The 22,945-nt window shown below is 43.5% G+C and carries 18 protein-coding genes; 5 read left to right on the top strand and 13 right to left on the bottom strand.

Annotated elements, in window-relative coordinates:
• Nucleotides 1-9 precede the first annotated feature (9 nt).
• From DYU05_RS01130 to DYU05_RS01110, 5 genes are all read right to left on the bottom strand, one after another.
• Nucleotides 10-1,194, bottom strand: a complete 1,185-nt coding sequence (locus tag DYU05_RS01130) for an ABC transporter permease (protein ID WP_117381153.1) — start codon at nucleotides 1,192-1,194, stop codon at nucleotides 10-12.
• 29 nt (nucleotides 1,195-1,223) lie between these two features.
• A complete protein-coding gene (locus tag DYU05_RS01125; RefSeq protein ID WP_117381152.1) occupies nucleotides 1,224-2,453 on the bottom strand; it encodes an ABC transporter permease in 1,230 nt (409 codons plus the stop codon).
• Nucleotides 2,454-2,477: 24 nt separating this feature from the next.
• The gene (locus DYU05_RS01120) at nucleotides 2,478-3,143 is read right to left on the bottom strand and encodes an ABC transporter ATP-binding protein (RefSeq protein WP_117381151.1); all 666 of its coding nucleotides are present in this window, start codon (nucleotides 3,141-3,143) and stop codon (nucleotides 2,478-2,480) included.
• 99 nt (nucleotides 3,144-3,242) lie between these two features.
• On the bottom strand, nucleotides 3,243-4,718 hold the full coding sequence (locus tag DYU05_RS01115; RefSeq protein WP_117381150.1) for a TolC family protein: 1,476 nt from the start codon (nucleotides 4,716-4,718) through the stop codon (nucleotides 3,243-3,245).
• Between the two features lie 5 nt (nucleotides 4,719-4,723).
• Nucleotides 4,724-5,971, bottom strand: coding sequence for an efflux RND transporter periplasmic adaptor subunit (locus DYU05_RS01110; RefSeq protein WP_117382903.1), 1,248 nt, complete (start codon nucleotides 5,969-5,971; stop codon nucleotides 4,724-4,726).
• A 390-nt stretch (nucleotides 5,972-6,361) separates the two neighbouring features.
• Here DYU05_RS01110 and DYU05_RS01105 point away from each other — a divergent pair, with 390 nt between their 5' ends.
• The gene (locus DYU05_RS01105; RefSeq protein WP_133300142.1) at nucleotides 6,362-7,738 is read left to right on the top strand and encodes a PAS domain S-box protein; all 1,377 of its coding nucleotides are present in this window, start codon (nucleotides 6,362-6,364) and stop codon (nucleotides 7,736-7,738) included.
• 34 nt (nucleotides 7,739-7,772) lie between these two features.
• Here DYU05_RS01105 and DYU05_RS01100 read toward each other — a convergent pair whose 3' ends face one another.
• The 7 genes from DYU05_RS01100 to DYU05_RS01070 form a co-directional block, all read right to left on the bottom strand.
• Complete coding sequence (locus DYU05_RS01100; RefSeq protein WP_117381148.1) at nucleotides 7,773-11,588, bottom strand: hybrid sensor histidine kinase/response regulator; 3,816 nt, start codon at nucleotides 11,586-11,588, stop codon at nucleotides 7,773-7,775.
• Nucleotides 11,589-11,926: 338 nt separating this feature from the next.
• Nucleotides 11,927-13,132: a PQQ-dependent sugar dehydrogenase gene (locus DYU05_RS01095; protein WP_117381147.1), complete on the bottom strand. Its 1,206-nt coding sequence runs from the start codon at nucleotides 13,130-13,132 to the stop codon at nucleotides 11,927-11,929.
• A gap of 111 nt (nucleotides 13,133-13,243) precedes the next feature.
• Complete coding sequence (locus DYU05_RS01090) at nucleotides 13,244-14,092, bottom strand: glutamate--tRNA ligase family protein (protein WP_117381146.1); 849 nt, start codon at nucleotides 14,090-14,092, stop codon at nucleotides 13,244-13,246.
• A 6-nt stretch (nucleotides 14,093-14,098) separates the two neighbouring features.
• Nucleotides 14,099-14,671, bottom strand: coding sequence for a DUF4256 domain-containing protein (locus DYU05_RS01085; RefSeq protein ID WP_117381145.1), 573 nt, complete (start codon nucleotides 14,669-14,671; stop codon nucleotides 14,099-14,101).
• A gap of 9 nt (nucleotides 14,672-14,680) precedes the next feature.
• A complete protein-coding gene (locus tag DYU05_RS01080; protein WP_117381144.1) occupies nucleotides 14,681-15,064 on the bottom strand; it encodes a DoxX family protein in 384 nt (127 codons plus the stop codon).
• 4 nt (nucleotides 15,065-15,068) lie between these two features.
• A complete protein-coding gene (locus DYU05_RS01075) occupies nucleotides 15,069-15,533 on the bottom strand; it encodes an SRPBCC domain-containing protein (RefSeq protein ID WP_117381143.1) in 465 nt (154 codons plus the stop codon).
• Between the two features lie 7 nt (nucleotides 15,534-15,540).
• A complete protein-coding gene (locus DYU05_RS01070) occupies nucleotides 15,541-15,864 on the bottom strand; it encodes an ArsR/SmtB family transcription factor (protein ID WP_117381142.1) in 324 nt (107 codons plus the stop codon).
• Between the two features lie 148 nt (nucleotides 15,865-16,012).
• On the opposite strand from DYU05_RS01070, the gene DYU05_RS01065 reads away from it, so the two are divergent.
• Nucleotides 16,013-16,348, top strand: coding sequence for a potassium transporter KefB (locus DYU05_RS01065; RefSeq protein ID WP_117381141.1), 336 nt, complete (start codon nucleotides 16,013-16,015; stop codon nucleotides 16,346-16,348).
• Nucleotides 16,349-16,388: 40 nt separating this feature from the next.
• Complete coding sequence (locus tag DYU05_RS01060) at nucleotides 16,389-17,633, top strand: hypothetical protein (RefSeq protein ID WP_117381140.1); 1,245 nt, start codon at nucleotides 16,389-16,391, stop codon at nucleotides 17,631-17,633.
• Nucleotides 17,634-17,703: 70 nt separating this feature from the next.
• On the opposite strand, the gene DYU05_RS01055 is transcribed toward DYU05_RS01060, so the two are convergent.
• Nucleotides 17,704-18,492 (bottom strand): DUF4241 domain-containing protein, encoded by a 789-nt coding sequence (locus DYU05_RS01055; RefSeq protein ID WP_117381139.1) that lies wholly within the window; start codon nucleotides 18,490-18,492, stop codon nucleotides 17,704-17,706.
• Between the two features lie 199 nt (nucleotides 18,493-18,691).
• Here DYU05_RS01055 and DYU05_RS01050 point away from each other — a divergent pair, with 199 nt between their 5' ends.
• Both DYU05_RS01050 and DYU05_RS01045 read left to right on the top strand, forming a co-directional pair.
• Nucleotides 18,692-18,982, top strand: coding sequence for a hypothetical protein (locus DYU05_RS01050; protein WP_117381138.1), 291 nt, complete (start codon nucleotides 18,692-18,694; stop codon nucleotides 18,980-18,982).
• 339 nt (nucleotides 18,983-19,321) lie between these two features.
• Nucleotides 19,322-22,918, top strand: coding sequence for a BamA/TamA family outer membrane protein (locus DYU05_RS01045; protein WP_117381137.1), 3,597 nt, complete (start codon nucleotides 19,322-19,324; stop codon nucleotides 22,916-22,918).
• Nucleotides 22,919-22,945 lie beyond the last annotated feature (27 nt).

The raw sequence follows: 22,945 nt of genomic DNA, 5'->3' as shown, positions 1-22,945 counted from the left end.
AGCTAATTTTTATTCTTCATGTAAAGCAACTGCCGGGTAAATTGCCGCGGCCTGTTTGCCTGGGTAAAGCGAACAAACCAATACCAGCAGGTAAATAAATATCACAGCTAATAACATCGCACCCAAATAAACTACCGCCGGCAGATCAAATACATTAAGCAGCGGAAACTGTACTGCGAAAAAAGCGCCAATGATTAGTGACAAAGTGGCTAATATAAGTGCCTCGCCTACCAATTGGCCAGATACCGAACTGCCCGGTGCTCCTATGGCCCTGCGCAGGCCTATTTCTCCCCGGCGTTTGTTTATATTATACCAAAGCACCCCAAAAATGCCCAATGCAACATTGATGATAAGAAATGCTGCTACAATGGAAAGGATTATAAGTGGCACCAGTGTAATCTTGTTGTAAGCGGTAAGCTTGTTGTCCAGGTGCTCTATTTCTATGTTAGAATTTTTAAACGTGTTAGCCATCAACTTGTAAAGCTTAGCTTCAAATGCAGCGTCGGTTCCAGGGCTTACTTTTACAAGTATTTTACCCATCCACTTGTAAGCGGCAGTATCGTGTCGATTGTATAGCCCGTAAGGTGCTTGCTGGTAATCGCCATCTGTTTTAATATCGTCTATTACACCTATTACCTTACGCTTGTTCTTATCATCGTTATTGCCAAATGTCCTACCAATGGCGTCGGTATTGCCAAACAACTCTTCTTTAAGCTTTCTGTTGATGACAATAATATTGGCTTTGGATCCCCCATCTGCTTTATTGTACCAGCGCCCGGCTATCATTTTGGCGCCCATTACATTAATGTAATTCTCGTCCATAAAGAAATTATTAACGTTATCTACCTTGTGGCCGTTATTATCAATACCTGTGCTCATGTGGTTATTGGCAAAGGGGATATTACCGCTGGCATAGCCGGCATCCACTACCTGCGGCATTGATTTTATATTGCGTAACAGGTTTTCGTAGACCAGAACTACCGAGTCGGAGTTTTTGGTTTCAAGAGTGTGGTTATAACTTATCGCCCAAACTTGCTTGTAGTTAAAGCCCATGGGCTTTGCATAATTGTTATAGGAGTTAATGGCGAAGGTGAATACAGCAAAGATCACCAGGAACGATAGCAATATCTCCACAATAAGCAGGGAGTTTTGCTTCTTTTTGTTCCATATCATTTTAAATAAATGCCTGAACATGATATCTTGATTTTAAGGTTGATGAATAATTAAGCTTTTAGCGCTGCAACGATGTTTAACTTAGACATACGCCATGCCGGGTATACTCCCGACAGTAAACCGAAGAACACGCAAGTAACAATTGCATACCCCAAAACGGTGAAGTTTAAGCTGAGGTTAAGATTAGCAATAAATTTTGCGCTGTTGATAAAGTACATTACGACTACGGACAACACTATACCAATAATTCCTCCCAGAAAGGTAAGAATCAGGTTTTCTACAATGAATTGATACACGAGCGTTTTTGATGATGCACCGAATGCTTTGCGCACCCCTATCTCTGATGAACGCTCCATTATGCGTGTAATATTCACGTTTACCAGGTTTAGTGTTGGCAGCAGCATTACAAATAATGCAAAAAGAGTGATTGCTGTGAGGGCGTAAGTCATGCCCGACCGTTGCTCGTTACCGCTGCGTACATAACCTTCCAGGTAGCTATCGGCATGGCTGTAGATGTGATCCCATTCTTTGCCCGGGACAGGCAGCTTGGGTATTATAGCTTCATACTCTATTTTCATTTTAGCTACATCTGCAGGCGTTTTTGCTAGTAATATTGCAGTAAAGTTTCCCATGTAACCTTTGTCGGCATCCAGCTTTGTCTTATAAGTCGTGATAGGTAAATAGATGTCGGCATATAAAAGGTACGATGTTATAGGTAAGCTTTTTACTACCCCGCATACACGGTACTTAACGTTGTCTGCTTCAATGTACTTACCAATAGCAGACGCTCCGTCATCCCCGAAATACTCCTTCTTCATATCCTCAGAGATTACCGTAACACGTTCGCCGTTTGTTACTTGTTGTCTGCTTATAGCCTTTCCCTCAATAAAGTCGTAATCGAGCACTTCCCAGAAATCGGCGTTGGTATACTTGTAGTTGATAACCACTTTGCGGTTATTCACGTAAGTGTTAGTAGAATTGAAACCTGATGATATGGCCACCTTCTCAGGGGTTTTCATTTTGCCGAGATAATGATCAAGAAAGTAGTAGCTTAAGGGGCCTGAGTTCATAGACTCCTTTCCCCTGAGCTCAATTTTATTTATATAGAGAGACCGGTCGCGCTTTTTGTCGGGATAATTGTCGTTTACAACTTTGTCTATAAATGCGGTAAGTACTAACAATATAGTAAGCGTAAAGCTGATGCCGAACAAGCTGATAAACGTAAAGAACTTACGCCTTTTAAGTACCGCGATGGCTATTTTGAAGTAATTTTTTAACATGATATTGTTTGTTTAGGTGATGAATTATTGAACCTGAGACCCATCAAACAACCTCATTAAGCGATGCGTTTTCTGCGCCATGTTCTCGTCGTGCGTTACCATTACAATGGTGGTACCATCATTGCGGTTAAGCTGCAAAAGGATATCCATAATCTCGTTACCCATAGCACTGTCCAAGTTGCCTGTGGGTTCATCCGCCAGGATGATCTCCGGTCTGCCCACTATTGCCCTGGCAATTGCTACACGCTGCCTTTGCCCGCCAGAAAGCTGTTTAGGGAAGTGCTTTATGCGATTGCTCAAACCAACCTTTTCCAGTGCTTCAGTTGCTAGCTCCCGGCGCTGTTTAGCAGTACTGTCCCGGTAAAGCAACGGAAGCTCTACATTATCCAGCACCTGCAGATCATTAATTAAGTGATAGCTTTGAAAAATAAACCCGAGCTTTTGATTGCGGAACTTAGCCAATTCCTTATCCTTCATGTTAATGGTTGACTGGTCGTCTATGCGGATGCTACCTTTAGACGGTGCGTCAAGCAGCCCCATTATATTCAGCAGTGTGCTCTTCCCGCAGCCGGATGGACCCATAATGGATAGAAACTCGCCTTTTTCTATGTCGAGGTTTATGCCATTCAGCGCCAGGGTTTGTATAGTATCCGTGCGGTATACTTTTTCGATGTTCTGTAGTTGTATCATAGTAATTGTGATTTTATTAAGTTAATGATTTCTGATGTTCGGTTTGTATTTCTATTTAGAGTTTGTGTCTTGTATCTTGACTTCTTACATCTTGTGTTTTTAGTCTACCCTCTCTTCATACCTTATTTTTTGGTTCTTTTCAAAATCGTAGAGGCTTAAGTATCTTAACTGGTAATACGCTCCCCAGAAGTCTCTCAACGCAGCTATATAATCCCGCTTAGCCTGGTCGTTTTCTGCAAATGCAATACTCAAGTCGGTTATGCTCAGGTCACCTAATACATAGCGTTCCCGCGCTATCTGGTACTTCTCTGATGCAATGCTGTCTGCCCTGGCGGTAAACACCAGTTGATCTTTCATCATATTAAAAAGCGTTACCTGCGTAACTATTTGCTGCTTAAAGGTCTGCTTGTCCTGCTCCACGGCATATTCTGTGAACTGCTCATTTGCTTCAGCAGTTTTGGTGCGCGATTTAGACCGCCCCCAGTCCAGGACAGGTATAGTAAACTGCAATTGCAGCAATTGCTGGTTTTGTGGCGAGCGATACACATCGCCTATGGTTGGCGCACTTTTAGAGTACCCCAGGTTGGCTGTAAGCGTAGCAATCAACCCGCTTTGCCCTTTAGCTTTCGCCACATCTCTTTTTGCCTCTGCAATGCGGCGCACAAAGGCAATCGCGTCACTTCTGTTAGCAAATGCTTCCTCCAACACCTTATCGGCCGATACATTCATCTCTATAGTTGATGGCGGCAACTCGAGTGCGATCTTATCATCTCCTTCTGCACCTGTGTAAGTCCGCAGGTTTAAGGTGGCAATCTCCATATCGCGTTTGGCTGTACCTACGGCTTTTTGCGCATTCAGCTGCTCCAGCTGCAATTGCAGTATCTCATTTTTAGATATCTTTCCAAGGTCAAACTTCACCTTTGCTATTTTTAAAATCTTCTCGGTATTGGTAAAGTTGGTTTCTGCTATTTGCAGGTTTACCTGGGCAAGCAACAGATCAAAAAAGTAGCTTGCTACGGTTACCGAAATTTGCTCCTGCGACTCTATGTAAGCCTGCCTGCTCTCGTTGTACTTTAATGGTTCTATTCGTTTGTCCCAACGTAGTGCATTATACTGGAACAATGGCTGGCTGTAGCCTATAGCATAAGGTACACCATTGTACAAGGTGTTCTTGCGGTCAAAATCATAAAAGCGCTGCATTTGTGTGGTTCCGTAAATGGTACCACCTGTAGCAGTAATGCTTTGGCTGAAATCTAGTTGTAGCGATGAATTATCGTTATGTATAGGCTGAAACAAAATTGTACCGTCAGGCTGCAGCACTTGCTGATAGGTTTTACTATAGCCTGGCAAGGTGCCTGTTAGCGATAACTGTGGCTGATAGTTGCTCTTAAAAGTGCGCCATTGCCAGTACTTGTTTTCGCGCTGTGTAACGGCTTGTTTGGCTGCGATGGAGTTCTTTTTGGCCATCTCCACCACCTGTTGCAGGCTCAGCCTAAGGGTGTCGCCGCCTGCGGCGGCAACAACCACTTTGCTGACACACATGATTATAATTATAATGAGGTACAGGTATTTCATGTCAATTAGTTCTTGATAGTGATTTCTTTTGCGTTTTTGTATTGGCTCATGTCTGATGTGATCACTATATCACCCGGCTGTATACCTTTGGTGATCTCTACATAATCAAAATTTACTAACCCAATGTGAACCGACCTGCGCACCGCTTTGTCACCCTTAATTACAAACACGTCCTGATCTGCAGGGCCTTTAAAGGCGGGGCCGTTTGCTACGCGAATTGTTTTGCTGCGCACATCCGTCACCAGGAAAACGTCCACTTTCATGTTAGGGCGAAGTTGTTTATTGTCGCGGTCGTCTAACTGTACATCAAAGCTTACTGTGCTATTTTGTACGGATGGCTGTACGTTAACCACGTGCCCTTTCAGCTGGCTTTCGTTAAAGCGGACAATCACCGGCATACCGGCCCTTAACTGGTCAAGGTAACTATCAGCAAGGCTTCCGTTTACCTTAAAGCTGCCAAGATCTGCAATACGCGCAAGCGCGTCGCCTTCGTGCACGGTAGCACCAATGTTCCTGTTTACGTAGGTTACTACACCACCCCGGGTAGCCACAATATTAGCCAGTTGCAGCTTACGCTGCAGTTCGTGCAAATCATTCTGTTGTATGGCAAGCGCGATCTCAGCTTCTTTTATCTCGATCTGCATGGTTTGCTGCTTGCTTTTTATTTCGTTCTCCAGTTGCTTTTTTTCCAGCTGGGCTACTTTCAGGTTCAGTTCAGCCTGTTCTATACCCTCACGTGTACCGCCGCCGGCTTTGTACAGGCGTTTAGCGTTTTCAACAGCATCAGCCAAATTGCTGATGCGCAGTTGTTTTATGTCGTTATTGCTGCGGATGTCGTAAAAGCTTTTATTAAGGTCGAGTTTAAGTTTGCTGATCTCGTTACGTTTGCTTTGCAGCTGGAAGTTGAGCTTGTCGTAATCGTTTTGTGCGGCACTTTTATCAAGTGAAAGAATAGACTGACCTGCTTTTACCTTGTTACCAGCATCTAGTACAACGTTCTTTATTGATGCGTTAATCGGGCTGGTAAGTATCTCTTCAAACTCGGGCAATACTTCACCCGTGGCATTCAGAGTATTTTCTACGCTTCCATTTTCAGCCTTTGCAGTTGTGAAATCATTACGGCTGATGCTTGAGCCAAGCAATACCCTAAGCAGCCAAACCGTAATTACTAAAGCGGCTACGGCTCCTACCCCTATAAATATTCCCTTTTTACGTTTTCGGGCGGTTACTTCCTGTTCTATTATCTGATCCATTGTTGTGATATAGTATGCAAGGGTGTTTGCAAGCCTTATACCAAACACATCTACCTTATAATCAATATTTTATAAAAATATAGCAATGCTTTTTTGTCCGATACCGGACAAAGATTTACACTATCGAAACAGTTTAACTATTTGCAGCGTGCAACACTGCTAAATGAATACCCTTGCCAGAAGGACAAGCGCGAATGTATTTCAACCAAAAAGATTTATTTTTAATTAAAAGTATCCTTACTTTACAACCAATTTTAGAGCCGATACGTTTAAGCATCTACATCTAAAGCCCTATAAACGGCTAAAGGAGCATTTTTAAAGAGCGGTCACTCGAGCTTTCGGTTAAGCTACTATTTACATTTACTGCGCTGAGCATTATCTTTTAGAACTGTGGTATTTAAACGAAATGGATTTTTTACACGCGATAATTCCCTTTGGCGGAGTTATAAGTTGTTTGTACAGCGCGCTATAGTGTCTAATGCTGCGGGGCGCAGCAAAGATGTTGCGTTCTGGCAGATAAATCTTTTTAAAAATGTAATGATCTACTCGCTGCCACTAAGCGCCATAGCTTTAGTGCCCAGTGTAGTTACGCTCTATAACGATGGCCGCGTTTTCCTTGTTTGTGCTGCCATTTTTACATTGTTGTCTATTGGACTCGTATCCCTTAATAAGAAGATAAACCTTGGTGTTAAAAAAGCCTATGTAGTTGTAATGTTATATGTACTGGCCATAACGCTAACGGCTACACTAGGAGCATTTGGCATTGGTTGTGTTTACATACTGGCACTTAGCGTATTTATCGCCCTCCTTTTTCCCAGAAATGTTGCTTATGCTTCTATAGTCGTAAACTTTTTAATTTACGCCTGCTTCACAGCCATTATTTACTTCAAATTATTTAATTCGCCGCTGATAAGTCATTATACAATGCCCTATTGGGTAACTTATTCTTTAAACTTCCTGTTTCTTGATGTTGCTGTAATTGTACAAATACGGTACTTAACTAACGGGCTAAGGGGCACTATAGAGAAAAAAGCAAAACTGTTAAAGGAGTTGCGTGCAGAGATCACCGAAAAAATTATTCGTAATGATGTGCTAAAGGAATCTGAACAGCATTATTACATGCTTTTTTCGTTAAATCCCTCTCCCATGTGGATTTATGACGCGGAAACGCTTTATTTTCTGCAGGTAAATAAAGCCGCAATCGAACATTACGGCTACACAGAAGACGATTTCCTGAACATGACCATTAAAGATATCAGGCCTAAATCAGTATTACCGGATCTGCTTAATACTTTGCAGCATAATCGAACTGAGAAAAGCTGGCATATGACCACCCAGCACCGCGACAAATACGGTAACGATTTTCATGTGGAGGTAAGGTGCAGCACCATACCGTTTAAAGGCCGTGAAGCAAGGCTTGTAATAGCACAAAATATAACAGAGCAAATAAACCATACACAGGCTATCGAACGCCAGAATACAAAATTAAAGGAGATTGCTTTCATTCAATCTCACTTGGTACGTGCTCCGCTCGCACGGATAATCGGTTTATCAGCTGTAATAAGGCAGAATCTTGATGAACCGGTTGATCAGCAAATACTCGGCTTTCTGGATACGTCAGTAAATGAGTTAGATCAGATCATCAGGAGCGTCGTAAACAATAGTCAGGAGATATTCCCGGAAGACAGCCTTACCGGGCAAGTTAACAACAAAGCGGGCGTTGAGACGAGCGATAACGATCCACTTCCGCAAATACAATCGGCATGACAGGACAGTGAGCCAACCCGCTCAGGATATCTTATTAATGTGGTATAACAGAAGAACCATCTACGCTTACCTTACCGGCAAATGCTTTCTTTAAGTGTACTAATAAGTCGGCAAACCCTATTGGCTTGGATATAAAGTAATTCATTCCCGCATTTAAACAGTTAACTTTGTCTTCCGGCATTGCACTGGCGGTCATGGCTATAATAATAGGTTGATGCATCTGCTCGCGGCGTATAGCTCTTGTTGCCTCTAAACCATCCATCTCGGGCATTTGTACATCCATCAGCACCAAATCAAAATCATTTGCTGCCGCCGCATAAACCGCCTCGCGCCCATTACTTACTATAACAGGTTGATAGCCAAATTTGCTAAGAACTTGTTTTATCACCTTTTGGTTGATCACATTATCTTCTGCAACTAAGATGTTTAACGGGTATGCTAAGGCAAACTCAGGTGTAATTGTTTCGGCTGGCTGCTGGGCGGGTGTAGGATGATGCTCGGCAAGCGATGCTTTGTTCACTTTACACTGCATGCTGAATGTCACTACAGTACCCTTGTTAACTTCACTTTCAATATTCATAGAGCCTCCTAAAAGGCTAACCAGTCGCTCACAAATAACCAATCCCAACCCAGTGCCGCCGTATCGGCGTGTTATAGAGGAATCTCCCTGAGAAAATGGCTTAAACAGCCTGGCTAACCTGTCTGATGAAATACCAATTCCTGTGTCTTCAACATCAAACACAACTCTTACTTCACCATCTGCTTTAGCCAATAATTTTGCTCTTAAAGTAACTGCCCCTTCTTTGGTGAACTTAATAGCATTACCGACAAGATTTATTAACACCTGCTTCAATCGAAGCCTGTCGCTGATTAGTGTTGGCGGTATGGCCGTATCTATATCAAATCGCAAAGCAATACCCTTCTTCTCAGCTTGGTTTGCAAGCAGTTTGATCACCTCTTCTATACATTGCTTAAGATGGAACTCGTGCATGTCAAGCATCATCTGCCCCGACTCTATTTTAGAAAAGTCAAGAATATCGTTGATAACATTTATAAGGCTTTCACCACTGATTCGAATGGTTTCGGCGTATTCCCGCTGCTCTGCATCAAGATTGGTTTGACAAAGTAACGACGCCATGCCCATCACACCATTCATGGGGGTACGAATTTCATGGCTCATGGTCGCCAGGAAAATGCTTTTGGCCTTGTTGGCGCGTTCCGCTTCTTTGCGCGCTTCAAGTTCCTGTTCTCGCTGCTGCATCAGTTCTTCGGACTGTGCTTGTAATTCCTCGTTTATTGCGGTTAGCTCCTCAGACTGGTCTTGTAATTCATCAGCCTGTTTTTTTATCTCCAGCGTACGTTGCGCAACTAATTGCTCCAGTTCCCATTTTTTATGCCGAACATCATTTAACCTGTACCTGTAAAAGGCGTACAATAAACCTAATGTAAACACAGCAGCTGATATACGGAACCACCACGTCATCCAAAATGGTGCTACTATCACAATGGTTACGGTAGCTGGTATGTCGTTCCAAACACCATCGCTATTAGCGGCTTTTACTTCAAATGTATAAGTGCCCGGGTCAAGGTTTGTGTAGGTTGCTTTTCTTTGCTGACCCACATAACTCCAGTTATCATTAAACCCACGCAAACGATAAGCATATTTACCCAGTTCCGGTAGGGTGTAGTTTAAGGCGGTAAATTCAATCGTGAAGACAGATTGTTTATAATCGAGTTTAAAAGCCTGTGATTTGCCATCTTGCCCAAGCAAAAGTTCTTTTGAACCAGGTAGAATGCTTCGATCAAATATTTGAAAGCCACTTATGATTATCCCGGGTTGCCTCGCATTTACCGGCAAATGGTTTGGATCAATTATGTTAAAACCGTTTAGTCCTCCAAAAAGCAAGTGCCCGTCCGGCTCTACCAAGCCGGCAGAGGGGCTAAACTCGGGACCTTGTAAACCGTTATGCAGAGCAAAATGCCGTATACTGCCATCTTTTGGATTCAACCTGACCAAACCCTCTGTAGTGCTTATCCATAAAAAATTCTTACTATCCTGCAGTATAGCACAAATGAGAGAGTATGAACTGCCATCGCGAAATTGGTACCCGGTAATCTTACGCGTTTTTCTATTAAAATGATTAAGACCTCCACCTAACGTCCCAATCCACAGGTTATGTTCACTATCTTCTAACACGCTTGATATCGTATTATTGGTAAGTCCGGAATTATAACCTTTAAAATGTTCAAACGAATTGGTTTCGGGAACATACCTGTTTAACCCATCAAAAGTTCCTATCCAGATGTCTTTTTGTGAATCCTGATAAATCACCCGCACATCGTCGTTGCTCAGCGAATGCACAGTATCGGCCTTATTGTAGCGAAATCGTTTTGTGATGTGGTTGTTTTGGATGATGTTAATTCCGCCTTCGTCTAAACCAGCCCAAAGCTCGCCTTTGTCAGACATCATTAACGCAAACACCGATACGTTGCTGATTTGATTTGGCAAGTTACCTGGCCCAAAATGAGCAATACGTTTGTTTTTTCCTGCAAGCAAATCCAAACCATCGCCGTAAGTACCTACCCAAATCTGGCCTTTACTATCTTTTACCATAGACAGCACCTTACTTGCTGTAACGTGTGCGTCGTCGTGACTTACCTTCCCTGTTGATTTATTAAAATAATTGAGCCCTCCGCCGTCGGTACCTACCCATAGTTCGTTACCCATTTCCAAAAACGAAAGCACGTGATTATTGGTAAGTTCGTCGGAGCCGTTCTTTTGGTTTAGAATATGCCGGAACAGAGATATGTTGTTATCAAACCTTACTACGCCGGTTTCAAATGTGGCTATCCACAGGATGTTGTCGCTTTCAAGCACATCATTTATAGAATTGATGCGGTTGTTCATCTTGTTATAACTATGATCAAAAACGCCTGTACTTTTATCTAACAACTCCAGGCCGCCTTCAGTACATACCCACATTTTGTTACCGGCGGTAAGTTTTAACCGGAAAACTGAGTTATCAACAATGCTTTCGGGCGATCCATTTTTTTGATAGTGAGTAAATACTCCGGTACGCTTATCTAACTTGTCCAGCCCAAACCCTAGCGTACCTACCCACACATCGTTGCCTGAAACGGCTATGGTATGTGTCTTATCATCAATTAAGCTGGTTGGGTCTCCTGCCCTATGGTTGTAGCTTTTATAGCTGCCCGTGTTTGTATCAAAACGGAGCAATCCACCTCCTGTAGCGAGCCATAGTTGGCCTTCGGTATCTTCGGCCATCGAAAACACGTGATGATGCGGGATGTAGTCTTTTCGCCGTTCGTGCAAAAACCGCTTAAAACGTTTGGTTTTGGGGTCGAACAAGTTTAAGCCTGAATAGGTGGCTATCCACAACTTGCCACTTTTATCTTGCAATACTGCGGTTACATCATCATTTGACAGGGTGGTTTTGTTGTTCTCGTTAGCATTATAGTTGATAAAGCTATCCGTAGCAGGGTTGTAAAGGCTCAATCCACCGCCTGTACCTACCCAAAGGTTGCCAGTTCCATCCTGGTATATAGTACTAATGTTGTTTGATCGCAGGGAAGTTTTATCAGCAGGGTTATGCCGGTAACATTTAACGCTGTAGCCATCAAATTTATCCAGGCCGTCATCTGTAGCAAACCACATATAGCCTAGCTTATCTTTAAGGATTGACTTTACGTTGCTGTGAGATAATCCATCGTTTGTAGTCAGGTATAACGGCGCGGCATTCTGATACTGTGCATTTGCTTCAGAAATGATAAATACAGAAAAAAGAAATAATAGAAATGCCTTTACCAACTGAAGAAAAATCCTGCTCATTATAAAAGTTAATAACACCACTATACCAGGTAAAGGCAACTCCAAAAAAAAGACGGACAGAGCAAAAAATAAGTATAGCTGGCTAAATTGCAACTTGGTTAGGAGCGTTTTACGCTCACTGGTTCATAAAGTTACATATATCTATATTAAGAATGATTATGGATTACTATGAGCTATTAAGCACCGAAATAATAAGATTTTCGCAACTCACAGCATTGCTCAAGTCCATGTTTCTATTAATGCTGATTCGTTCATGTTGACCAGAGTCGCTGTTATGAATTTACATCCTACAAAAAAGGCTGCCATAGGCAGCCTTATATCTCAATAGCACAATTTATTTATTTGCCTATCCGGTACAATTTACCACTGTCTGTTACACCATAAAGTGCACCATCTTTGCCGGTATTTAGCGCACGCCAGCGTTCTCCTTTATCTTTCAGGAGACGTTCTTCGCCAACTACCTTGTTGTTTTTTATAATAAGACGCGCAATGTGCGAGCCACCCAGGCCGCCTACAAACAGGTTGCCTTTCCATTCAGGAATTATGTTGCCGGTGTAAAAAGTGATGCCTGCCGGCGATATGCTGGGATCCCAATAATAAACGGGCTGTGTAACGCCTTCTTTTTGCTGGATGCCTTCCCCTACCTTGCTGCCACTGTACTCTATACCGTAAGTTACAACAGGCCAGCCGTAATTGTTACCAGCACGGATAATGTTAATTTCATCGCCGCCACGAGGACCAAATTCTGCTTCCCAGAGTTCGCCTGTAGCAGGATTCCAAGTCATCCCTTCCGGGTTGCGAAAGCCGTAGGCGAAAATTTCGGGCAAAGCTCCCGCCTTACCTGCAAAAGGCCCGCCTGCAACAGCTTTACCCTCTTTGGTGATGTGTATAACCTTGCCAATTGAAGCGCCCAAATCCTGTGCTTTCATGCGGATGTCGTTACCCGAACGCTCGCCGGTGCTTACAAACAAGTTGCCTTTCTTATCAAATAATATACGCGAGCCGTATTGCAGCGTGCCCTTGTAAGCCGGTGTAGCACGGTAAATCACCTGTATGTTGGTTATGCTGCTTTCATCTGCAGAAAGTTTTCCTTTGGCTATAGCTAGCGTATAACCATCACTGCCAGACTCGGCATAATCCCAGAAGATCATGCGGTTAGATGCAAAGCCCGGATCAATGTTTACATCCAGTAAGCCGCCCTGTCCTTGTGCAACTACATCCGGCAGATTGGTGATCTTCTTATCAACCTGGCCATTGGCCTTAAGGATGATCATGCTTCCCCCCTTTTGAGTCACCAGGAAACGACCATCCGGCAGTACACAAAGACCCCAGGGTTGTTTCAGATCAGAATTAATGATTGTTGCTTTATACGCCGCTGTGGTTTTTACACCCGGCGCCCGGGTTTGACCGGGAAATGCAGGCTTGTAATCGCTGTTTGGCGCGCTGGTTTCTACAGGAGCACCCGTTTGAGCGTTAGCAGTAAATGCCCCGGCCAGCAAAGCCGCAGCAAGGATAAAAGTCTTTTTATACACAGGTAGTTTCATGGAATATGTTTATCAAAAATAAATGGTACGCTAAATTACGCTTAGTTTTTTTAAGCAAGTATGCAGTAGGGTAAAAAGACAGTTACAACTGCAATTGTTTTAACAGGTTTGCTAATCCTTTAGAATGTAGCCTATTGATCTGTAAATCTCATCAGCGGTCATCCCGTTTCTTCGCAGAAACTGTATAGAAGTATCTCCCGCCGATTTTGAAAGCTTTTGCCCATTCGGCGCCAGTTTGAGTGAGTGGTGATGAAAACGAACCTGCTCGAACTCCCGCAACCCCAATATGCGGGCAAGATAAAGTTGCGCAAGGGTACTGTCCCACAGATCGGCTCCGCGAACGATGAGGTCGATGCCAAAATGCACATCATCTGCAAGAGAGGCAAGCTGATAAGCTGGAAAGCCGTCCTTTTTGCGTACTACAAAGTATTGCATAGCGCCCGGCAGCATAGCTTCCTTATGCTTACCATCAGGTGAAAATACGTGTAAAGTTTCTTCTTTGGAGGTATCCAGCCGCCAGGTTACACCTGGTGAATCCAGCGGGATATTTTTGTGGCGGCACGTACCAGGGTAAATACCTGAGGGACTAGCGGCAAGCACCTGCGCACGCGAACACGTACAGGCAAACACAGCCTTCAGGTCCTGCAATTTAGCCAGCATCCCTCGATAACTATCCATGCGGTATATCTGCGAATACTGCTCCTGGTACTCAGTCATATTACGCGGGCCTTCGTCCCATTCTATTCCCAGGAAATTGAGCGTATCAAAAACATCCTGAACATATAAGGGGTTAACCCTTTCACGGTCGAGGTCATCTATGCGCAGGAGTACCTTAGCGCCGTATTTCCTTGCAATCGACGCGGTAAGCGCAAAGGAGTACGCGTTACCCAGATGCAAATAGCCGCTTGGCGTGGGTGCTATACGAGTTCGTTGGAATTGTATTGGTGAACGGCTCTCCATATGCAATTACACCTTCAGCAAACCCCTGAAAGCTCTTCCGGCATAGTAGGATTCGGCACCATTATGATAGGTAAATACGGTGTTAAAACGCCTGTCGCAGAAAAGCGCGCCGCCTAGCTTGCGTATCTCCTCAGGGGTTTTTATCCAGCTGGATGTTTTGGTATCGAAGTTCCCAAGCGTTTGCAGGTGACGATATTGCTCTTCGGTTAACAATTCTACACCCATCTCCGCCGCCAGGTCCGTAGCGCTATTAGCCGGTTTGTGCTCTTTTCGCGACTCCAGCGCTGCTCTATCATAACAAATGCTTCTGCGGCCTTTGGGGCTTTCGGCAGCACAATCGGAAAATAGGTATTCATCTGTACCTTCGTCGTAACCAATCACATCAGGTTCGCCGCCGGTTGCTTCCATTTCATCCAGCGACCATAGCTTGCCTGCATTGTTCGCAAGCTTGTTGTACACGCTTGCCCATTCAATGTTTTGATGCCTGATCATGTTGCGCTCGAACCGCATTTTTAACACCCCAAGCAGCTCCTGAAATTGCTCAGGAGAAAGCTTATTGTTACCGTTGAACTCCCTCATATTTTTAAATTATTGATGTGCTAAATGTAACCTTCTTTCGGCAGGCCTGAAATACCACGACACTGCAGTAAGCACCAACAGCAGCGCCGTTCCAAAATAATCCTTCATTTCGCCTCCGGCCACAATATGAGATACCAGGGCACCAGACATTGCAAAGAAGAAGCCCGCATATGCCCATTCTTTTAGCAGCGTAAACCCGGGTACCAATATAGCCGCTACACCTAATACTTTCCATACTCCTAACAAGGTAAGCAAGTAGGCAGGGTAGCCCAGTTGTATCATGCGGTCCACCTCTGTTTTCGATCTCATAAGTTGTACAACACCGGTTGACAGCATGCCTAAAGCCAGCCAACATGTAGCTATCCAGTAGATGATCTTGTTTCTTTTTGACATGGTTTTAAGCTAAATTGGTGAACGCGTTTTGTAACCTGTTATGCGCCATATTAATGCCCTGCGCAAAAGGCAGCGACAGCACCTGGTCACGCTGCGCTACCGATTCATAAACTACGTGCATGGTAAGCTTGCTTTTGTCTGCAGAGAGGCCTTCAAATGCCAGCAGTTCTAGTTGGATACCGTATGGCGTGTTCTCCATCTCAAACGTGCGGCTAATTTTGTGATTGGGTGTAAACTCGTGTATTACGCCGTTGAAACCATGTTTATTGCCCCTGGGATCTGTTGTTTCAAACTGGTAACTGCCGTGTTTTCTACTTTCCAGCTTAAGCACCTTAGTGCCCATCCATTGCTCAACAATAGCTGCTTCTGCATAGGCCTTAAACAGCAACTCTACAGGCAAATCAAACTCCCTTGTAATAAATAGGTCCTGCTTGCCATCCTCGGCGTGTACTTTTGTTTTTTGTTCCATGTTGGTTTTATTTTGCTGGTTTATAGTTCTTCATTATGGCCTCAAGCTTATTAAATCTGTCATCCCACATTTGGCGAAACGGCTCTATAAAGTCTGCTACCTCTTTCATCTTCTTTGCATTTATATGGTAGTGCACCTCTCGCCCGCTTTGCTTTTGTTGCAGCAGCTCGCATTCGGTGAGTATTTGCAGATGTTTGGAAACTGTAGGCCTTGCTGTGTCAAAGTTGGCAGCTATTGCTCCGGCGGTTAATGATTGCGATGCAACTAACAGCAGTATAGCTCGCCTGGTTGGGTCGGCTAAAGCCTGGAAAACATCACGACGTAAATTCATATATGTAGCTATTTAACTACAAATGTAAGCGTAGTTATTTAACTACATAATTTTTTTCGAATTTATTTTAACAAACACTTTGAAATACAAAGCTGATAGATAACTTTGCAGTACAAAGTACTTTAAAATAATATTCAATATAATTACCATGACACAAGGAAACATTTTAACATCACCCATCCGCCCATCCGCATTGGTTATAAGGATGCTTATTGGTGCAGGTATAGGGCTGGTTCTTATCGGCTTATTCTTATCAGGCGTTAATCACCCTAACCCTGCCTGGCCAAAGTATTGGATGGCAAGGCCGCTTATTATCGTTCCGCTGGCAGGTGCCACAGGCGGGGCTATCAGCTACTTTTTAGATGGCTTACGCCAGCAGGGTGGTTGGAAAATGTTTGCAGCCATAACGCTGAGCCTTGTTATATACCTAATTGGCTTATTCATGGGCACTGTCCTTGGCTTGGACGGCACCTTATGGAATTAATATACCGGTAGTTAACACCAACATCACTAAGCTTAAAACAATGAAAGAGGAAATACGCAGCCATATCGACGATGCAGCCCAACTTGAGCGACTGTATCGCGGTAATAAATCAGCGTTTAAACGCGATTTCAGCAGTTTGTACCCCGAAGTGAAGGGCCACCCGCTAGCAGGTTTCTGGAGCGAACGGCTCAACTATCAGTCTGACGAGATAAGTTGGGGATCAAAGGGTGAACTAACGCTGGTGATCATCGCTTCGCTAGTAGCCGGCTTTATAGCAAAGCTACCGGCTATCTTCGGCATTGATGAAAATTACTTCTATCCCAGGAACATCGGCTTTATTGTTTTTCCCTTATTAACCGCCTATTTTGCCTGGAAGAATAAACTGCCTGCAGGTAAAACTGCTATGGCTGCGGGTGCAATATTAACGAGCCTGCTGTTCATCAACCTGCTACCTCGTAACGATAAAAGCGACACGCTCATCCTCTCCTGTATACATCTTGGCTTGTTTTTGTGGTGCGTACTCGGCTTCACCTTTTCAGGAGGAACGAGAAATCCTTTGAAAGAACGGCTGTCATTCTTGAAGTACAACGGCGACCTGGTAGTGATGACAACGCTTATACTTATAGCAGGCGGCATAATGTCGGGCATCACTATAGGCTTGTTTTCATTAATAGGCTTTCATATCGAGCAGTTCTACTCTAAAAACGTGGTGGTATTTGGGGTAGCTGCCGCACCTATTATTGGCACCTATCTTACACAAACTAACCCGCAACTCGTGGGTAAAGTGTCACCGGTTATCGCAAGGCTGTTTAGTCCGCTTGTAGCGGTAATGCTGGTAGTCTATTTAGTAGCCATTGTACGCTCTGGTAAAGACCCGTATAGCAACCGCGAGTTCCTGCTCATTTTTAACGCGCTGCTGGTTGGTGTTATGGCCATCATCTTTTTCTCGGTAGCCGAAACAGCACGCACAACAAAAAGCCGTGCCGAAACTTACATCCTTTTTGCCCTTGCCATATTAACCATTATTGTAAATGGCGTAGCACTGTCGGCCATTGTGTTTCGCATTTCGCAATGGGGGTTTACACCTAACAGGGCTGCCGTTTTAGGCGGCAATGTACTAATCCTTATTAACCTGCTGCTGGTAACCTGGCAATTGTTCCGGGTAGCGCGAAAGGACGCAGAGTTATCCGTGGTCGGCCAGATCATATCAAGGTACCTGCCGTTCTATTTCGTATGGACCATTATTGTTACCTTTCTGTTCCCGTTTGTATTTGGTTTTAAGTAAGTTTCTCAGTTAATAGTGTGAAGCGCCGGCTGCCGATGGGTGGTTGGTGCTTTTTGGTTATAAACGGCTGTCACTTACTTAGTGGCAAAACAAGAAAATCGATAATCAAAGACACAATTTCGTTATTCTCAGTCATTCCCCAATAAGCAGGGTAACTCCCATCTCCATAACCCGACCGGAACATGGTTATATTTAAATCAGAGTTAGGAACTCTCATATTAATCCAATCGCCGTCATCTCCCGGCTTTTTTGCGTGCTTTTTAAACTCAGCCTCTAGATAATCAATATAGATGTTACCTTTAGGATGTTGCTGCTGAAATTGTTTTACAAATTTGCCATACGCTAAACCAGTCTTATAATCAAAAAATGCTGCGAGGCCCGCATCTACAGGAAAGCCAAAGTAGTCATCCGGATCTTTGAGTTCAGAAGTATTTTCTCCGTCGTGAAGAGCAAGCACCCATTTAACCGCTTTTTTATGGCTGAACTCCAGCTTTGCGACAGCATACCTTTCTCCTGATTCTTTTGTTTTAGCAACATATATTTTTACAGGGTATACTCCTGGTTTAACGGTTTTATTAAATGGCGTAAAGTTTAATGCAACAAGTGGGTCGCATGCAACAATTTTTCCAGTGGGTATATTCAAGTCTCCAATTTCAAGAAGCTTTATAGGTGTTACTTTAGCTATCTTTTTTTCAAAAACTTGATTATAATCTACGGGGGACAAAATCTCTTGTTGAACGATTTTCTTTTTGACAGTATCTGCTGTATAGTTGCCGTTAGGGCGACTTTTATCAAATTGCGGGTTATTACAAGCGCAGGTCACAAAGGTTATTAATGTAATAAGATATATAGGTTTCATTGAATAGTATTGTAAACAAATGTATTTATATCAAACCTAAAATTCTTTATATTAGTAAAGGTTCGGTGAATAAGTTCTGTTTAAAGCTAATTGGTCAAGCTTTTTTCCTGAGCTTTTTTAGCTTAGCAGCCGGTAAATATATATTGCTACTTATACCTATCCGAAGGAGTCACCTTACAGTTAATTATTATCGACACGCATGAATACCCTAACAGACTTCAAAACATCACTAAATTCAGATAAACCGGCCGAATCGCTTCCGGCGCATTTAAAAAGCCTTTGGTACGATGCTAAAGGCGATTGGGACAAAGCGCATGCGCAGGTTGATCATCTGAGTGACAACTCATCATCATGGGTGCATGCTTATTTACACCGTAAAGAAGGAGATACCTGGAATGCCGATTACTGGTATAGTAAAGCAGGAAAGATACGCCCAGATTTGTCGCTGCAAGAAGAGTGGGAAAATTTAGTCTCGTACTTTCTTCAATAAAGAATATTCTATTTATTAGACATCACTAAAACTCCAGTTATTGCTAAATTTTTAAAAAGCTGCAGATGCAGTGTCTAAAAATTTTATAGAGAATTTTTAGCATCAAAAAAAGTGTGTTTTTTGCAGATTTTGGATCGTGAAAAATGCATTTAAGGAGAGCTGAGATCAGGTGTAACACCTGCTGCCGGTACTTTTCAGGCTACAAATATCGGCATTATTATACACCAAAGTGGCGACAAAACTTTGTCAGCAATCACAACGTAAACAGGGGCAAAAACATAATAAACGGTAAGTTGTTCAGTAGGTTTCCGGTGCACTTATTTACTGTCACAATTTTTAATGAGAAAACTTTTACTAGCCCTTATACTACTCTTTCCCAGCCTGTTAATGGCGCAAACCGGTGTTCGCAACCGTGTAATACTTATTGGTGATGCCGGCGAGATAGACCCGCAACAAAGCTTTGTGCTCACCAACGCTGCCACCCGTATCATAAAAGACAAGACTACAGTAGTTTACCTTGGCGATAACATCTATCCAACTGGTATGGGCATGCCCGGCAGCAAGGAGGAAGAGGGTACTAAAAACATCCTCAAAGCGCAGTTTACACCCATGCGCAAGGCAGGAGCCCCTGTATACTTCATCCCCGGCAACCACGATTGGGATAGAATGGGCCCGCTAGGCATGGCTAAAGTAAAGAGAGAGTGGGAGTTCCTGACAGAACAAAAGGATTCGTTGTTGAAGTCGGTACCGCGTAACGGTTGCCCGGACCCTACAGAGATCAACATCTCTAAAGACATGGTAATGATTGCCTTCGACTCGGAATGGTGGCTTTACCTCTACAATAAAGACAACCCGCTTGCCGACTGTGACTGCCAAACAAATGATGAGATTATCTACCGTTTTCGTGAACTGCTTTATAAAAACCGCAACAAAGTAATATTGCTTGCTGACCATCACCCTTTCCGTTCTTACGGTCATCACGGCGGCACGTATGTATTTAAGGATTACCTTTTTCCGCTTACATCGGTAAATCAAAAGTTGTACATACCTTTCCCGCTTATTGGTGCCTTGTACCCTCTGTTGCGCGGAACATTTGATAACCCGGAGGATAACGGCCACCCTCTATACCGCACAATGATGGCCATGATCGACGGTGTATTTGCATCTGAGCCAAATGTGATCAGGGTTTCTGGTCACGAACACGGGTTACAATTTATTAAGGATGGTTCTTATTACCAAGTGGTTAGCGGATCTGGCGCTAAGCGGGCTGTCACCATAAAAGGAAAAAATTCATTATACGGAGCAGCTATCGGGGGCTATGTTACGGTGGACCAGATGGAAGATAAAAGCGTAAAATTCACTTATTACGCCAACACTGTAGATAGCACAATGGCTGAAGTATTTACCTACACTAAGCCTTACGTTAAAGTAGAAATACCATTAAGTAAGCCCGACAAAGTTGTTGTTGGAGACAGTATAACAGTAAGTGCTAATAACGAATTTGCCCGAAGGAATGAGCTACACAGGGTAATGTTTGGCAAAAATTATCGTAGTGAGTGGACGGCTAAAACAACTGTGCCTGTAATACGAGTTAGCAAGTATAAAGGCGGGCTTACGCCGGTAGAGTTTGGCGGCGCTCATCAGAAGCAGGCGCTTGTTCTTAAAGACGCAGCCGGTAAAACATACATAATGAGCAGTATAGAGAAATATCCTTTAGTACTTCTCCCTCAGGCACTTAGTCAAACCTTTGCAAAATCATGGCTTAAGGATGCTATGTCTGCACAGCACCCTTACGGTGCCCTCATTTCTCCTGTTATAGCCCAGGCGGTTAATTTAAGGCACACTAATCCGATTATTGGGTATGTTGCTCCTGATAGCAAATTAGGTTATTATGAGTCGCAATTTTCCGGAAAGCTGGTTCTTTTAGAAAACCGCGAGCCCGGCGACAGTTCCCTCAACACAGGGAATATGATTGCAGAACTAAACAAAAGCAACAACAATCGACTGGATACTGTAGAATACCTGAAAACCAGATTGCTGGACTGGTTTCTGGGCGACTGGGACCAGCAACCTGAAAAATTGCGCTGGCTGGCCAGTAAGCGCGGTGAAAACACCTATTATTCCGCCATTCCAATTGACCGTGCTGAAGCTTTTTACGTGAACCAAGGCCTTATTCCCAACTTGGCGGCAAAGCAGTATGTTGCAAGGTATTTAAAGGGCTATAACGCATCGGTAAGATCGGTTAACGATTTCTTTTACAACTCCAATGATGTTAACACCCGCTTTCTGAGCCAGTTAGATCAAAAGAAATGGCTGGATGTCACGAGGAATTTTAAGGATTCGCTTACAGATGCAGTTCTGGAAAGCTCACTGCGCCGTTTGCCACAGGCCATTTACAAGCTTAGTCACGACCGTTTACTAAAGGAGATGAAACAGCGCCGGGCCACTCTGCTGGAGGCATCAGAAAAGTATTACACCTTCCTCAGCAAAAAGGTAGATGTAAAAGCCACTGACATAAGCGAACTGTTTGTTATAAAAGATACGCTCGACAACAAGTTGCTGATACGTGTCAATAAGCTGCCGATAACTAAAGAAAGAAGTACGGTTTACTTCCGGGTTTTTGATCCTGCAACAACTAATGAGGTGCGCGTGTACACTGGAAAAGGTAATGACAGCCTATTCGTAAATAACACCAAATCACCTATAAAACTCCGCATAATAGGTGGAAGCGGCCACCGGGTGTACAACTTTATGAATACCACGCCAAAGGTGCGTGTTTACGAGAAAACTACGTCCGCCACTTTCCTTGGAAACTTTGCAAACATCAAACAAAAGCTGTCAGACGATTCGTCAAATGTTGCGTATGTACCAACAAACAGGTATCACACTGTAATTCCGTTGTTAAGTGTCGGTTACGATCTGGATCAGGGCTTTTACGCAGATGCAGGTGTTAAATACCTTCACCAGGGTTTCCGCAAAAATCCCTCAAGCACCACTGAGTTGACGGTTGGTCATTCTTTTGGGTATAATTCAACACGCATCAAGTTTCTATCCGAAGTTAACGCCGGGTTGAACAACCTGGATAAGCAGTTTAAATTGGAAGCATATCTGCCCAACAGCATAAATTTCTTTGGAAGGGGTAACAAGACCGGGTTTGATAAAGACAACGGCATAGGTTATTACAGGGACAGGTTCAATTACTTCATTGGTGAAGCAACACTGCGCTGGCAGAACGCCGCAAATACAGAAAGTGTGCAATATGGTGTAGCTGCCCAATACTATCATTTTTTACAAAACTCATCACCCGGCTTCATTGGCAATACACCACTTATCAACAGTTATGATAGCACCAGCTACCGCGATAACAAGTTCCATGCAGGGTTAACTGTTACCTATATAGACGATAAACGTAATCGAAAGATACTTACCAACTGGGGTGTTTACGTACATTCTAACCTGCGGGCATTTGCCGGCTTTGGCAATTCGGCTAAACCATATGTGCAATGGCTTACAGAAGCTACATTATACAAAAGCGTAGATGTACATTCCAACTTTGTGATTACAGAAAAGGCCGGAGCTGGTGTCACATTTGGTAAAGCAGCTTTTTACCAATCTGTTTTCCTGGGTGGCGAGAACAGTTTAATAGGTTATCGTGAAAATCGTTTTGCAGGCGAGCAAATGCTGTACAATAACCTGGAAGCACGATATCGCCTCAACAGCTTTTTATCGTATATACTCCCGGGACAGTATGGATTAACGGCACGCTACGATGTAGGGCGTGTTTGGGACCGAAGCGAACACAGTAACGCTGTTTGGCATAACGGTTTTGGCGTCGGTGCCTATTTTTCCCCATCAGACATGGCTTTGCTTCAGCTAAAGGCGGGCTACTCTAAAGAGGGCTGGTACCCATACGTCAACTTTAAGCTAACGTTCTGAAAAAGAACATTTATAACCAACACTTGT

Origin of the sequence: Mucilaginibacter terrenus, from assembly GCF_003432065.1 — a bacterium.
GTDB classification, from domain to species: Bacteria; Bacteroidota; Bacteroidia; order Sphingobacteriales; family Sphingobacteriaceae; genus Mucilaginibacter; species Mucilaginibacter terrenus.
Note: the sequence above shows the minus strand (reverse complement) of the source record. Positions and strands in the feature narration are given on the sequence as shown.

Excerpts from the sequence above, each read along its gene's own strand:
- DYU05_RS01115 (WP_117381150.1), bottom strand. The coding sequence starts at position 4,718 with ATGAAATACCTGTACCTCATTATAATTATAATCATGTGTGTCAGCAAA.
- DYU05_RS01085 (WP_117381145.1), bottom strand. The coding sequence starts at position 14,671 with ATGAGGGAGTTCAACGGTAACAATAAGCTTTCTCCTGAGCAATTTCAG.
- DYU05_RS01090 (WP_117381146.1), bottom strand. The coding sequence starts at position 14,092 with ATGGAGAGCCGTTCACCAATACAATTCCAACGAACTCGTATAGCACCC.
- DYU05_RS01075 (WP_117381143.1), bottom strand. The coding sequence starts at position 15,533 with ATGGAACAAAAAACAAAAGTACACGCCGAGGATGGCAAGCAGGACCTA.
- DYU05_RS01125 (WP_117381152.1), bottom strand. The coding sequence starts at position 2,453 with ATGTTAAAAAATTACTTCAAAATAGCCATCGCGGTACTTAAAAGGCGT.
- DYU05_RS01100 (WP_117381148.1), bottom strand. The coding sequence starts at position 11,588 with ATGAGCAGGATTTTTCTTCAGTTGGTAAAGGCATTTCTATTATTTCTT.
- DYU05_RS01070 (WP_117381142.1), bottom strand. The coding sequence starts at position 15,864 with ATGAATTTACGTCGTGATGTTTTCCAGGCTTTAGCCGACCCAACCAGG.
- DYU05_RS01110 (WP_117382903.1), bottom strand. The coding sequence starts at position 5,971 with ATGGATCAGATAATAGAACAGGAAGTAACCGCCCGAAAACGTAAAAAG.
- DYU05_RS01080 (WP_117381144.1), bottom strand. The coding sequence starts at position 15,064 with ATGTCAAAAAGAAACAAGATCATCTACTGGATAGCTACATGTTGGCTG.
- DYU05_RS01045 (WP_117381137.1), top strand. The coding sequence starts at position 19,322 with ATGAGAAAACTTTTACTAGCCCTTATACTACTCTTTCCCAGCCTGTTA.
- DYU05_RS01055 (WP_117381139.1), bottom strand. The coding sequence starts at position 18,492 with ATGAAACCTATATATCTTATTACATTAATAACCTTTGTGACCTGCGCT.
- DYU05_RS01050 (WP_117381138.1), top strand. The coding sequence starts at position 18,692 with ATGAATACCCTAACAGACTTCAAAACATCACTAAATTCAGATAAACCG.
- DYU05_RS01120 (WP_117381151.1), bottom strand. The coding sequence starts at position 3,143 with ATGATACAACTACAGAACATCGAAAAAGTATACCGCACGGATACTATA.
- DYU05_RS01060 (WP_117381140.1), top strand. The coding sequence starts at position 16,389 with ATGAAAGAGGAAATACGCAGCCATATCGACGATGCAGCCCAACTTGAG.
- DYU05_RS01095 (WP_117381147.1), bottom strand. The coding sequence starts at position 13,132 with ATGAAACTACCTGTGTATAAAAAGACTTTTATCCTTGCTGCGGCTTTG.
- DYU05_RS01130 (WP_117381153.1), bottom strand. The coding sequence starts at position 1,194 with ATGTTCAGGCATTTATTTAAAATGATATGGAACAAAAAGAAGCAAAAC.
- DYU05_RS01065 (WP_117381141.1), top strand. The coding sequence starts at position 16,013 with ATGACACAAGGAAACATTTTAACATCACCCATCCGCCCATCCGCATTG.